This window comes from Conexibacter woesei DSM 14684, assembly GCF_000025265.1.
GTDB classification, from domain to species: domain Bacteria; phylum Actinomycetota; class Thermoleophilia; order Solirubrobacterales; family Solirubrobacteraceae; genus Conexibacter; species Conexibacter woesei.
In genome coordinates, this window is the sequence record NC_013739.1 from 125,168 (window position 1) to 137,592 (window position 12,425).

Below are 12,425 nucleotides of genomic sequence, written 5' to 3' on the forward strand. Positions count from 1 at the left end.
GGATGAACGCAGACAGACGGCCGGCGGCGCTCGTGACGGGTGCCGCCGGCGGCATCGGCGGCGCGATCGTCGCCGCCCTCGGCGACGCCGGCTGGGACGTGCTCGCCGTCGACCTGCGCCCGGACCCGGAGACGGGGCCGGGCGCGTCGTTCGCCGCCGACCTGACCACCCGCGAGGGGAACCGCGCCGCGGTCGAGCACGCGCTCGACCGCTTCGGCCGGCTCGACGCGATCGTCGCCAACGCCGGGATGCAGCACGTCGCGCCCGTCGCCGACTTCCCCGAGGACCGCTGGGACGCGCTGCTGGCGCTGATGCTGACGAGCCCGTTCCTGCTCGCGAAGTACGCCTGGCCGGCGCTCGCCGCCTCGGGCGACGGACGGATCGTCGCGGTCGCCTCGGCGCACGCGCAGGTCGCCTCGCCGTTCAAGTCGGCGTACGTGTCGGCCAAGCACGGCGTGCTCGGGCTGGTCAAGACGCTCGCGCTCGAAGGCGCCGAGCAGGGGATCACGGCGACCGCCGTCTGCCCGGGCTTCGTCCGCACCCCGCTCGTCGAGGCGCAGATCGGCGACCAGGCGCGCGCGCACGGCCTGCCGGAGGAGGACGTGCTGCGCGACGTGATCCTCGCGCCGCACGCCGTCAAGCGGCTGCTCGAACCGGAGGAGATCGCCGCGACCGTCGCCTTCCTGCTCGGCCCCGCCGGCCGCGCCTTCACGGGCGTGCCGGTGACGATGGACCTCGGCTGGACCGCGCGCTGAGCTGCTTGCGCGCGGCGCCGGGCGGCCGCCGTGCGGGCAGTCGGCCCCGTGGGGAGAGAAAAGGGCCGACTGCCCGGGTGGCCGGCGCGCTACCTACGCGGCAGCGCGACGCTTCGCGTCGTGCCGAGCGGCACGACCAGGTCCTTCGCGATCCCGTCGACGCGCAGCCGCACCGCGACGCGCGCGCTCTTCGTGGGCCGCTGCGCCGGACGCAGCGTGACGGCGACGCGGCCCGAGCCGGCGGCGCGCGCCGTCGTCCCGGCCGTGCGGAACGTTCCGCTCACGCGCGCCGCTCCGCGCGCCCGCGCTCTCGTCGCCGCCACGGTGCAGCGCACCGCCGTGCGGCGCTTGACGAGCGTGCAGCTGACCGACACGTTCGCCGGATCGCCCGCGTCGCCCTTCGGCCCAGCGGCGCCGCGCGCCCCGGTCGGGCCGCCTGCGCCCGTTGCGCCGGCCGGACCGGTCGCGCCCGTCGCGCCGGCCGCGCCCGCAGGCCCTGCCGGACCGTCGGCCCCACGCTCGCCGGGCGCCCCGTCGGTTCCGTCAGCGCCGGCCGCGCCGTCCAGGCCTGCGAGGCCCGACGGGCCCGCTCTGACGACGATCGTGCGCGTCGCCGTCGTCGTCTCGCCGTGCGTGTCTCTCGCCTCGACCGTCACGGTGTACGTGCCGGGCGCGTCGTAGACGTGGTTGGCCTTCGAACCGCTCGTCGTCGTGCCGTCGCCGAGTCTCCAGCCGACCGTCACGCCGCCGCCGCGCGGCGCGTACGCGGGCGCCTCCACGTAGACCGGGTGGCCGACGAGCGCTCTGCCCGGCACGACGACCGCGCCGAGGTCCGGACGCAGCTCCTCGAGGTGCGCGGCGGGCGCGGCGGGGTTGACCCACTCCGGCACGACGATCGCGTCGAAGATGCCGTAGTCGTTCTCCGACGCCGCGTTCTTGCGGCCCGTGATGGTGAGTCTCAGCGTGTGTCTGCCGCTGCTCAGGGTGCCCGTGTCGAACACCTCGAGCCCGCCGATCTGCTGGCTGCCGTAGAGGTCGACGTCGCCTCTCGCCGCCCCGTCGACCGACATCTCGACGATTCCTCCCCACGGCTTTCTGGCGGAGATCAGCTTCGCCTGCCCGCCGGTGTACGTCAGCGCCGCGGAGCCGCCGTCGTCGCCGGCGTGGTGGTCGGTCTCGCCGACGTCCCAGCCCGACCAGTCGCGCATCCACATGCCTCTCAGGACCCAGCGCGGGTCCTCGCTGTCGATCACCGGCATGTGCAGCTCGGCGTCGTCGAGCAGCGCCCAGGCGCCGTTCGCGGCGGTCCGCTCGATCCCGACGCGGACGAGGTCGCAGTTCGTCTCGACCGGGATCAGCAGCCGCTCGCGGCGGAAGCTGCGCGGGGCGACGAGCCGTCGTGCCAGCTCTCTGTTCGCGCAGGTGTCGCGCGCGACGAGCGCGAACGCGTGGCCGCTCGTGACGACGTTCGCCTCGAACGTGTAGACCGCTCTGTTGCCGAGGCCGAGACGCGGCATCTGCAGCGTGGCGGCGTTCTTCAGGCTGATTCCCTGGTAGAGCGCGGCTCTCTGATTGCGGCGCGTCTCCAGGTACGCGGCGAAGCTGCCGCCGCGTCTCGCGAACGCGGCCTCGGCCGCTTCCGGCACCTCGGCCGGGTCGTCGGTCGCGCCGGCGTTGCCCTCGGGGCTCCACCAGACGGCCGCGGTTCTCTCGAAGTCGCCGTTCATCAGCGCCGGTGCGTTCGCGCGCGCGATCTCGAAGCGCGAGTCGGTGAAGACGGGCGGGACCCACGAGTAGAACGGCCACATTCTGCCGTCGTAGGTGTTTCTCTCCATCACGATCCGCGTCATCGGCGCCTGCTCGCCGCGCCGGGTCGGCTGGATGAACGGTCTTCTCTCCGGGTTGAACGGGTTGTCGCAGTCGCAGTAGACCCACGTGTCGTTTCTCGACACGAGTCTGTTGTCGTGGATCCAGATGTCGGAGATCGCGGCGTCGCGCTTGTCGGCCGGCGTGCTCGCCCACGGGAGGAACGCGATCGAGTAGCGCGCGCCGAAGTTCTCGGCGTCGTTGTACGCCAGCTCGATGTCCTTCAGCGGCGTCGAGGTCGCCGAGCTCCACCACGAATCCTGGTCACGCGGGTCGAGGTGCTTCGTCTCCAGAACGAAGTTGTCGTCGCTCGTGCGGACTCTGTTGTGCAGCACTCTCACGCGCTGCGAGCCGCTGACGACGATGCCGTCGGCGCCGAGGTCGGGCGAGGTCGCGACGTCGTTGTTCGCGACGAGGCCGTCGCTGGAGTGCAGCATCGTGATGATCGTCGTGCGCGCCTCGCGGATCGTGATGCCGCGGAGGGTGAAGCGCTGTGCCTCGAAGAAGCCGACGGGGATGATGTCGATCCGTCTCGTGTGATCGGCCTGGACGGTCATCTGCAGCTTGCCGCTGCCGACGATCGCGACGTCGTGGACGCCTATCGCGCCGATCAGCGGATCGTTGTGGAAGTACGCGCGATGCCAGGGGATGTCCGTCGGCATGTCGAGGCCCGGGATCGGCGCCTTCGCGTAGTGGGCGACGTCCTGGCTCTGTCTCAGCGTGCCGTCGAGCCGCAGCGTGACGCCGGATCTCAGCTTCAGGCTGCCCGTCAGGAACGTTCTGCCGGCCGGCACGATCACCTCGCCGCCGCCTCTGGCGCCGATGTCGTCGATCGCCTGTTGGATCGCGGCGCGATCGTTCGTCGTGTCGTCGCCGGCCGCGTTGTACGGCGCCGCCGTCACGTCGGCCGACGGGTCTCCCGGCGCCGCGGCGGCGGGTGCGCTCGCGACGGCGCCGACAGCGGCGGCGGCGACGAGCGCGGTGGGTACCGCGCGTCGCGCGGTGGACCACAGGGACATGGACTCTCTCCTTCGTCGTGCGCCGCGGCGGCGAGCCGCCGCGGCGCGATGGTCACCGAGCGCTAGACGAGCGCGCCGGCGTACTTGCGCACGCGCACGTCACAGCTGCGCGCGTGGCCTTCGAAGTGCTCCAGGCGGCACTGACGGGCGCAGATCTCCCCGATCCGCGCGCTCGCCGCCGGGTCGCACTCCTGGTACGTGACGGTCTTGAGGAACTTCCCGACCCAGAGGCCGCCGGTGTAGCGGGCGGCGCCGGCGGTCGGCAGCACGTGGTTGGTGCCGATCGCCTTGTCGCCGTACGCGACGGTTGTGCCCTCGCCGAGGAAGAGCGCGCCGTACTGGCGCAGCGTGTCGAGGAACCAGCGCGGCTCCGCGGTCAGGATCTCGACGTGCTCGTAGGCGAACGCGTCGGCCAGCGCGGCCGCCTCCTCGCGGTCGCCGACGAGGTGGACCTCGCCGTAGTCGCGCCACGCCGGGCCGGCGACGTCGGCGGTCGGCAGCGTCTGGAGCTGACGCTCGATCTCGGCGAGCGCCGCGCGCGCGAGGCCCGCGTCGGTCGCGATCAGCGCGGCCGGCGAGGTCAGGCCGTGCTCGGCCTGGCCGAGCAGGTCGGCGGCGACGATCTCCGGGTCGGCGGTCTCGTCGGCGACCACGAGGATCTCGGTCGGGCCGGCGAAGAGGTCGATCCCGACCTCGCCGAACAGCTGCCGCTTCGCCTCGGCGACGTACGCGTTGCCGGGCCCGGCGAGGAAGTCGACGCGCTCGATCGTCTCGGTCCCGACGGCCATCGCGGCGACCGCCTGGACGCCGCCGAGCACGTGGATCTCGTCGGCGCCCGCGAGCTGCATCGCGGCGACGGTGAGCGCCGGGGGCGCGCCGTCCAGCGGCGGCGTGCACGCGATCACGTGCTCTACGCCGGCCGCCTTCGCCGTCAGGATCGACATCGCGGCGGAGGCGATCATCGGGTAGCGCCCGCCGGGGATGTACGCGCCGACGCGCGCGATCGGCACGTGGCGGTGCCCGAGCCGCACGCCCGGCTGCGTCTCGACCTCGACGTCGTGCAGCGACGCCCGCTGCGCGAGCGCGAAGGCGCGGACCTGCTCCTGGCACCAGCGCAGATCCGCCAGCGCCTGCTCGCTCACCTGCGCGACGCACGCGTCGATCTGCTCGGTCGTGAGCCGGAACGACTCCGGCTCCCAGCGGTCGAACCGCGCTGACAGCTCCCGCACCGCCGCGTCCCCGCGCTCGCGGACCGCGCCGATGATCTCGGCGACGGTCGCGACGACCGCCGGATCGCTCGCGCCGTTCGCTCTGTCGCCGCCCTCGCTCGTCGCCCGACCGGACCGCGTCCGCGCGCCCGTCCAGCCGTCTCTCGCCGCCTTCAGAACCTCTGCCATATCCATGACTCCTAGTTGACTCCGGAGTCATGCTACGAGTCAAGAGGGGGTGGATGCAAGCCGCCCGGTCAGGAAGCCGGCGGGCGACGGCACTGGCGAGCGGGCCTGTCGCCTATCCTGCCTCGCCTGAGTCATGGCCGTCACGAGTCGGGACATCGCACGTGAGATCGGGCTGTCGCAGTCGACCGTCTCGCGCGCGCTGCGGGGCGATCCGCGCGTCACCCCCGCGACGCGCGAACGGGTGCGCGAGGCGGCGGAACGACTCCGCTACGTCCCCGACGCCGCGGCGCGCACGCTCACGACCGGCCGCACGCAGATCGTCGGCGTCGTCGTCGCCGACATCACGAACCCGTTCTATCCGGAGATCGTCGAGGTCCTCCACGGCGAGCTGGGGCAGGAGGGCTACGCGACCGTGCTGCTCAACGAGCCGCGCGCCGACGACCTCGCCGGCCAGCTGCGCGGCCGCTCCGTCGACGGGCTGATCGTCGTCTCCGCGCTGCTCGACGAGCAGTTCGCGCGTCAGCTCTCGCGGCTCGGGATGCCGGTCGTGCTGCTCAACCGCGACGTCGACGACACCGCCGTCGACTGCGTCGTCTCCGACAACGTCGCCGGCGGCGCGCTCGCCGCAGACCACCTGCTCGCGCTCGGCCACCGCCGCATCGGCCTCGTCGCCGGCCCCGCCAACACCTCGACGGCGCGCGATCGCGAGCGCGGCATGCGCCAAGCGCTCGCGCAGCACGGCGTCCCGCTCGACGACAGCCTCCGCCGCAGCGGCTCGTTCTCGCACCACTCCGGCCATCAGGGCTGCCTCGAGCTGCTGCGCCTGCCGCAGCCGCCGACCGCGCTCGTCTGCGCGAGCGACGTCGTCGCCTTCGGGGCGCTCGACGCCGCGAAGCGGCTCGGCGTCGCGGTTCCCGAGCGCCTCGCGGTCGTCGGCTACGACGACGTCGCGATGGCCGGATGGGAGGCCTTCTCGCTGACGACGATCCGCCAGCCGATGGCGCAGATGGCGCGGCGTGCGGTGCAGCTGCTGATGGAGCGGCTGCGGCCGGGCACGAGCGGCGAGGAGCCGCAGCGCGAGGTCTTCCCGCCGCACCTCGTCAAGCGCGAGACGACCGCGCCGCCTGCCTGACGCGACGGCGAGCGCCTGCCCGCCACGTCCAGCTCCGGCCCGAGAGGTTTCAACTCAGAACATTTGCTATATAATCTACGCTAGAGGTTGTCTGGGCCGGCCGTGCTGCCGGCCATGGAGAGCGAGGGAGATGCGAATGCGAGACCTGCGGCCCAGCCGACGGGAGCTGCTGCAAGGAGGCGGGGCGGCGGTCGGCCTCCTCGGCCTCGGCGGAGTCCTCTCCGCGTGCGGTGGAGGCGAGTCGACGAGCAGAGCGGGATCGAGCCAGGCCGCCGCGACCGGCGAGCGCGGCGGCGAGATCACCTGGGGCCTCGCCGCCGATCCCGTCTTCATGGTCCCGTTCGGTGCGACGCTCGGCGCGACGCGCGAGGCGACCGAGCCGATCTACGAGTCGCTGCTGACGTGGGACCGCGACCTCAGAATCGTGCCGGCGCTCGCCGCGTCCTACAGCTCGCCGGACGACACGACGTACGAGTTCGTCCTGCGCGACGGCGCGAGATTCCACGACGGCAGACCGGTCCGTGCGAGCGACGTCGTGTACTCGATCGGCCTCCAGCGCAGACCGCCGCCGCCCGGCACGCCCGACATGGCCGTGCACGTGCCGGCGATCAAGGACGTCGTCGCCGTCGACGAGAGAACGGTCCGCATCAGCATGGACGGGCCGGACGCGCGCCTGCCCGGCTTCCTCGCCTGGGGCCGTCACTCCTCGATCGTGCCGGAGGGGATGTACGACGACATCGACCCGCGCACCGAGGCGAACGGGACCGGGCCGTTCAGACTCGTCGGCTACAAGCAGAACGACCGCGTCACGTTCGAGGCCAACAGGGACTACTGGCAGTCCTCGATGCCCGGCGTCGACAGAATGACGCTGCGCGTGATGACCGACGAGCAGGGTCGCCTCGCCGCGCTGCGCGCCGGCGATATCGACGGCTGCTCGGTCTCGCCCGACCTCTCCGAGGTGCTCGCCGCCGATCCGAACGTCGAGGTGCTGAAGGGCCTCGTCGCCGCGCACCGCGAGCTGCAGTTCACGATCAAGACCGGCGAGAGAAAGCCGTGGCACGACAAGCGCGTGCGACAGGCGATCAACCACGCGATCGACCGCCAGGACCTGATCGAGCGCGTCTACGCCGGCAGCGCCGAGTTCTCCGGCGTCGTCCCGCCCGGCTACGGCGACTGGCCGCTCGCCGACGAGGAGCTGCGCAGCGATCTGCTCGCGCACGACCCCGAGAGAGCGAGAGCGCTGCTCGCTGCCGCCGGCTTCGGCGACGGCTTCACGATCGAGCTGGAGGTCGCCTCGACGACGACCGACCTCGTCAAGACCGCCGAGATCCTGCAGCAGCAGCTCGCGGACGTCGGCGTCGAGCTGAAGATCCGGCCGATCGAGCTGGCCGCCTTCGCGAAGAACAACGGCGAGGGCAGATTCGACCTCCACCTCACCTACCGCGGGATGCGCGGTGACGTCGCCGGCTACGTCAGCGACTTCGATCCCTCGCAGCCGCTGTACAGAGACGTCTGGTTCCCCGGCGCGACCGACGTCGACCCCGAGCTCGGCAGGCTGATCAGACAGGGCGCGACGACGATCGCCGAGGCCGACCGGCGGCCGATCTACGAGCAGGTCCAGCGGCTCGCGCTGGCCGAGGCGCTGCACGTCCCGCTCTGCAACCCCTACAAGTTCCAGGCCGTCTCCAAGCGCGTCTCCGGGATGTACGTCGCCTACACCGACTTCAACCCCGGACTGGCGACCGCCCGCGTGACCGCGAGCTGACGTGGCGCGCTACCTCGCCAGCCGCGTCGCGCAGCTGGGGCTCACGCTCCTCGGCGTCTCGGTCGTGATCTTCCTGCTCGTGCGGCTGCTGCCGGGCGACGTGCTCGACGCCAGCTCGGGCGACACCGTCGCGGGGTCGAGCGAGGGGCGCGACGCGCTGCGCGAGGCGCTCGGTCTCGCCGACCCGCTGCCGGTCCAGTACTTCGACTGGATCAAGGGCCTCGTCACCGGCGACCTCGGCGTCTCGCTGCGCAGCGGCGAGCCGCTCGCCAACCTGCTCTCGACCGCGCTGCCGATGACGCTCGAGATCGTCCTGCTCGGCGTCGCGATAGCGCTGCTGGTCGGGATCCCGCTCGGCGTCCTGTCCGCCGTCCGCTCGGGCAGAGCGATCGACTACGTGGGCCGCGCGATCGGCATGATCGGCGTCTCGCTGCCGAGCTTCTGGCTCGCGACGCTGATGCTGCTGGTCACCTCCTCGGCGTTCGGCTGGGTGCCGTCGAGCACGTACATCAGCCCGTTCGAGGATCCGCTCGGGAACCTCGCCGCGCTGATCCTGCCGGCGCTCTGCATCTCGGTCTACATGCTCGCGCTCGTGATGCGGATGGTGCGCGCGACGATGCTCGAGGTGCTCGGCGAGGACTATGTGCGGACCGCCCGCGCGAAGGGCGCCGCGCCGCGCACCGTCGTCGTGCGACATGCGCTGCGCAACGCGCTGCTGCCGGTCATCACCGTCTCGGCGTTCGAGGTCGGCGTGCTGCTCGCGAGCACCGCGCTGATCGAGGTCGTGTTCGGGCTGCCGGGCCTCGGCAACCTGCTCGTGCAGGGGATCTTCAACCGCGATTACGCCGTGATCCAGACGGTCACGCTGCTGTTGGCGGCGACGTTCGTGCTGATGAACCTGATCGCCGACGTGCTCTACGCGCTGGTCGACCCGCGGGTGGAGCTGCGATGAGCGCGCCCGCCACCGTCGCCACCGCCGCCGAGGTCGAGGTCGGCGCGACCGGCGCGAGCGCCCGCCGGCGCGTCCGGCTCTCGCCGATGCTGCGCACCCCGATCGCGATCGCTGGCCTGTCGATCGTGCTGCTGACCGTGTTCGTCGCGGTCGCCGGACCGTGGATCTGGACGACCGATCCGTACGCCGCCGACGCCGCCCGTCTGCAGCCGCCGTCGTGGGCCCATCCGATGGGCACCGACGAGCTCGGCCGCGACACGCTCGCGCGCGTCATCTACGGCGCCCGCGTCTCGCTCGAGGTCGGCCTCTCGGCCGTCGGCGTCGCGGCGCTGCTGGGCTCGCTGATCGGCCTGGTCGCCGCCTTCTACGGACGCTGGGTCGACACCGCGCTGATGCGCTTCGTCGACGTCCTCTTCGCGCTCCCCGCGCTCGTCCTCGCGATCGTCGTCGCCGGCCTGCTCGGCCCCAGCCGCACGAACGCGATGCTGGCGATCGGGATCGCCTACGCGCCGGCGTTCGCGCGCGTCGTCCGCTCGGCCGCGCTGTCGGTCATGACGCAGCCGTACATCGAGGCCGCGAGAGCGCTCGGCACATCCAGCGCGACGACGATCCGCCGCCACCTGCTGCCGAACGTGATGGCGCCCCTCGTCGTGATGGCGAGCACCTACCTGGGGACGGCGATCCTCGCGGAGGCGTCGCTGAGCTTCCTCGGGCTCGGCACCCAGCCGCCGCAGCCGTCGTGGGGCGGGATGCTCAGCTCGGCGCGCACGTACATGCTCGTCTCCCCCTGGGTGGCGATCTTCCCCGGCCTCGCGATCATGGTCGTCGTCCTCGGGGTCAACCTCCTCGGCGACGCGCTGCGCGACGGCCTCGACCCGAAGCTGCGAGGGCGGAGATGACGGACGGAACGCTGCTGACCGTCGAGCGGCTCGACGTGCGCTTCCGCACCGCCGGCGGCTGGACGCAGGTCGTCGACGGCGTCGACCTGACCGTCGGCGCCGGCGAGACGCTGTGCGTCGTCGGCGAGTCGGGCTCCGGCAAGAGCGTCACCGCGCTCGCGCTGATGGGCCTGCTCGACGCGGGCGCCGCGCGCGTCGAGGGCCGGATCGACTTCGGCGGCCGCGACCTCGCCGCGCTCTCCGAGCGCGACTGGCAGCGCGTCCGCGGCAACGACGTCGCGATGATCTTCCAGGAGCCGATGAGCTCGCTGAACCCGGTGCTGCGGATCGGCGACCAGATCGCCGAGTCGGTGCTGCTGCACTCCGACGCGGACAAGGCCGCCGCCGACCGCCGCGCCGTCGAGCTGCTGAGGCTCGTCGGGATCCCGGCGCCGGAGCGGCGCGCGCGCGACTATCCCCACCAGCTGTCCGGCGGGATGCGCCAGCGCGTGATGATCGCGATCGCGCTGAGCTGCAGTCCGCGGCTGCTGATCGCCGACGAGCCGACGACCGCGCTCGACGTGACGATCCAGGCGCAGATCCTGGAGCTGATCGGCGAGCTGCGCGAGCGGCTGGAGATGGCGGTGCTGCTGATCACCCACGACCTCGGCGTCGTCGCCGAGACGGCCGATCGCGTCGCCGTCATGTACGCCGGCAAGATCGTCGAGCAGGGCGACGTCAAGGCCGTCTTCGAGGATCCGCAGCACCCGTACACCGCCGCGCTGCTGCGGGCGATCCCGGTGCTCGGCTCGACGTACGCCGAGCCGCTCTACGCGATCCCCGGGACGGTCCCGAGCCCCGGCGGCTGGCCGGACGGCTGCCGCTTCGCCGCCCGCTGCGAGCACGTCCACGCCGCGTGCGCGCAGGACCCGCCCGCGTTCGCGCGCGGCTCCCACTTCGCGCGCTGCTGGCTGCGCGACCCCGACGCCGAGGAGCGCAGATGAGCGACGTCCTGGTCCGTGCCCGCGACCTGCGGGTGCACTTCCCGCTCGGCGGCGGCGTGCTGTCGCGCTCCTCGGCGCAGGTGCGCGCGGTCGACGGCGTCGAGCTGGAGATCCGCCGCGGCGAGACGCTCGGACTCGTCGGCGAGTCCGGCTGCGGCAAGTCGACGCTCGGTCGTGCGCTCGTGCGGCTGGTGAGACCGACCGGCGGCAGCGTCGAGTTCGACGGCACCGACGTCGCGCGGCTGCCGCGTCGTGGCCGCGGGCGCGGCGACGGCAGCGGCCGCGACGGGCGCGGTGCGCTCGCGCGCGAGATGCAGATCGTCTTCCAGGATCCGGTCGGCTCGCTCAACCCGCGCATGAAGGTCGGCGCGATCGTCGCCGAGGGATTGGCGAGCAACCGCATCGGGACGCGCGCCTCGCGCCGCGAGCTGGTCGTCGAGATGCTGGAGCGGGTCGGCCTCGGCAGCGACGCCGTCGACCGCTATCCGCACGAGTTCTCCGGCGGCCAGCGGCAGCGGATCGTGATCGCCCGCGCACTGGCGGTCGGCGCGCGCTTCGTCGTCGCGGACGAGCCGGTCTCGGCGCTCGACGTCTCGGTCCAGTCGCAGGTGCTGAACCTGTTCGTCCGGCTCAAGCGCGAGCTGGACCTGACGTACGTCTTCGTCGCGCACGACCTCGCCGTCGTCGGCTACGTCAGCGATCGGATCGCGGTGATGTACCTCGGCAAGATCGTCGAGCTGGGGCCGGCGCAGGCGCTGATCTCCGCTCCCCGCCACCCCTACACGCGGGCACTGCTGTCGGCGGTGCCGCAGGCGCGCGTCGGCGCCCGCCGCGAACGCACCGCGCTGACCGGCGACGTCCCGAACCCGATCGACCCGCCGTCCGGCTGCCGCTTTCGCACCCGCTGCCCGATGGCGGCGGCGATCTGCGCCGAGCAGGAGCCGCCGCTGCGGACCCACGGCGACGGCCACCTCGCCGCCTGTCACTTCGCCGAGGCCGTCTAGGACCCTAGGGCTCGCCCTCGATCAGCGGCACGAAGCGGACCGCTTCCAGCGCCGTGCGGCGCAGCTCGCCGTCGGCGCCGCGCTCCACCAGCACGAGCTGCTGGCCGCTCGCGCCGACCGGCGCGACGAGCCGGCCGCCGCGTGCGAGCTGGCGTTCGAGCGCCGCCGGCACCTGCGGCCACGCCGCCGCCGCGACGTTGATCGCGTCGAACGGCGCCTGCTCGTCGAGCCCGCGCGAGCCGTCGCCGACGAGCACGGTCACGTTCTCGACGCCCGCCGCGCGCAGGTTGCCCTCCGCGGCGGCGCTCAGCCGGCGGTGCCGCTCGATCGTCCAGACGTGCCGCACGAGCCGGGCCAGCAGCGCCGCGTGGTACCCGGAGCCGGTGCCGACGTCGAGCACGTCGTCGTCTGGTCCGAGGTCGAGCACCTCCAGCATCCGCGCGACGACGAGCGGCTGAGAGATCGTCTGCCCCTGGCCGATCGGCAGCGCGACGTTGTCGTAGGCGCGCTCGCGCAGCGCCTCGGGCACGAACAGCTCGCGCGGCACCGCCGCGATCGCGGCGAGCACGCGCGCGTCGGCGACGACGCTGCGCAGCGATCGCGCCAGCTCGGCTGCCGGATCCATGGACCGGTGTCTTCCCGTCCGCGTCTGG

General features: G+C 72.9%; 10 protein-coding genes. 7 read left to right on the forward strand and 3 right to left on the reverse strand.

Going from position 1 to position 12,425, the window contains the following annotated elements:
- The first annotated feature begins 2 nt into the window (after positions 1-2).
- Positions 3-755: an SDR family oxidoreductase gene (locus tag CWOE_RS00640; protein ID WP_012931615.1), complete on the forward strand. Its 753-nt coding sequence runs from the start codon at positions 3-5 to the stop codon at positions 753-755.
- 89 nt (positions 756-844) lie between these two features.
- Here the strand turns inward: CWOE_RS00640 and CWOE_RS00645 are convergent, their stop codons facing one another.
- Complete coding sequence (locus CWOE_RS00645) at positions 845-3,640, reverse strand: PKD domain-containing protein (RefSeq protein ID WP_012931616.1); 2,796 nt, start codon at positions 3,638-3,640, stop codon at positions 845-847.
- A 62-nt stretch (positions 3,641-3,702) separates the two neighbouring features.
- The gene (hisD, locus tag CWOE_RS00650) at positions 3,703-5,037 is read right to left on the reverse strand and encodes a histidinol dehydrogenase (RefSeq protein ID WP_012931617.1); all 1,335 of its coding nucleotides are present in this window, start codon (positions 5,035-5,037) and stop codon (positions 3,703-3,705) included.
- Positions 5,038-5,170: 133 nt separating this feature from the next.
- Between hisD and CWOE_RS00655 the strand changes: the two genes are divergently transcribed.
- The 6 genes from CWOE_RS00655 (at position 5,171) to CWOE_RS00680 (ending at position 11,772) form a co-directional block, all read left to right on the forward strand.
- The gene (locus CWOE_RS00655) at positions 5,171-6,169 is read left to right on the forward strand and encodes a LacI family DNA-binding transcriptional regulator (protein WP_012931618.1); all 999 of its coding nucleotides are present in this window, start codon (positions 5,171-5,173) and stop codon (positions 6,167-6,169) included.
- Between the two features lie 130 nt (positions 6,170-6,299).
- Positions 6,300-7,934: an ABC transporter substrate-binding protein gene (locus tag CWOE_RS00660; protein ID WP_081425190.1), complete on the forward strand. Its 1,635-nt coding sequence runs from the start codon at positions 6,300-6,302 to the stop codon at positions 7,932-7,934.
- A gap of 1 nt (position 7,935) precedes the next feature.
- Positions 7,936-8,886 carry an ABC transporter permease gene (locus tag CWOE_RS00665; RefSeq protein ID WP_012931620.1) on the forward strand — a complete coding sequence of 317 codons (951 nt, stop codon included), beginning with the start codon at positions 7,936-7,938 and terminating at the stop codon, positions 8,884-8,886.
- Positions 8,883-9,785 (forward strand): ABC transporter permease, encoded by a 903-nt coding sequence (locus CWOE_RS00670; RefSeq protein ID WP_012931621.1) that lies wholly within the window; start codon positions 8,883-8,885, stop codon positions 9,783-9,785. Before CWOE_RS00665 ends, CWOE_RS00670 begins: the two co-directional genes overlap by 4 nt.
- Positions 9,782-10,768 (forward strand): ABC transporter ATP-binding protein, encoded by a 987-nt coding sequence (locus CWOE_RS00675; protein WP_012931622.1) that lies wholly within the window; start codon positions 9,782-9,784, stop codon positions 10,766-10,768. Before CWOE_RS00670 ends, CWOE_RS00675 begins: the two co-directional genes overlap by 4 nt.
- Positions 10,765-11,772 carry an ABC transporter ATP-binding protein gene (locus tag CWOE_RS00680; protein WP_012931623.1) on the forward strand — a complete coding sequence of 336 codons (1,008 nt, stop codon included), beginning with the start codon at positions 10,765-10,767 and terminating at the stop codon, positions 11,770-11,772. Before CWOE_RS00675 ends, CWOE_RS00680 begins: the two co-directional genes overlap by 4 nt.
- A gap of 4 nt (positions 11,773-11,776) precedes the next feature.
- Here the strand turns inward: CWOE_RS00680 and CWOE_RS00685 are convergent, their stop codons facing one another.
- Positions 11,777-12,397 carry a protein-L-isoaspartate(D-aspartate) O-methyltransferase gene (locus CWOE_RS00685; protein ID WP_012931624.1) on the reverse strand — a complete coding sequence of 207 codons (621 nt, stop codon included), beginning with the start codon at positions 12,395-12,397 and terminating at the stop codon, positions 11,777-11,779.
- Positions 12,398-12,425: the final 28 nt, after the last annotated feature.

Bases quoted from the DNA above. Each gene is read 5' to 3' on its own strand.
- CWOE_RS00675 (WP_012931622.1), top strand. From the start codon at position 9,782: ATGACGGACGGAACGCTGCTGACCGTCGAGCGGCTCGACGTGCGCTTC.
- CWOE_RS00645 (WP_012931616.1), bottom strand. From the start codon at position 3,640: ATGTCCCTGTGGTCCACCGCGCGACGCGCGGTACCCACCGCGCTCGTC.
- CWOE_RS00655 (WP_012931618.1), top strand. From the start codon at position 5,171: ATGGCCGTCACGAGTCGGGACATCGCACGTGAGATCGGGCTGTCGCAG.
- hisD (WP_012931617.1), bottom strand. From the start codon at position 5,037: ATGGCAGAGGTTCTGAAGGCGGCGAGAGACGGCTGGACGGGCGCGCGG.
- CWOE_RS00640 (WP_012931615.1), top strand. From the start codon at position 3: ATGAACGCAGACAGACGGCCGGCGGCGCTCGTGACGGGTGCCGCCGGC.
- CWOE_RS00670 (WP_012931621.1), top strand. From the start codon at position 8,883: ATGAGCGCGCCCGCCACCGTCGCCACCGCCGCCGAGGTCGAGGTCGGC.
- CWOE_RS00685 (WP_012931624.1), bottom strand. From the start codon at position 12,397: ATGGATCCGGCAGCCGAGCTGGCGCGATCGCTGCGCAGCGTCGTCGCC.
- CWOE_RS00660 (WP_081425190.1), top strand. From the start codon at position 6,300: ATGCGAATGCGAGACCTGCGGCCCAGCCGACGGGAGCTGCTGCAAGGA.
- CWOE_RS00680 (WP_012931623.1), top strand. From the start codon at position 10,765: ATGAGCGACGTCCTGGTCCGTGCCCGCGACCTGCGGGTGCACTTCCCG.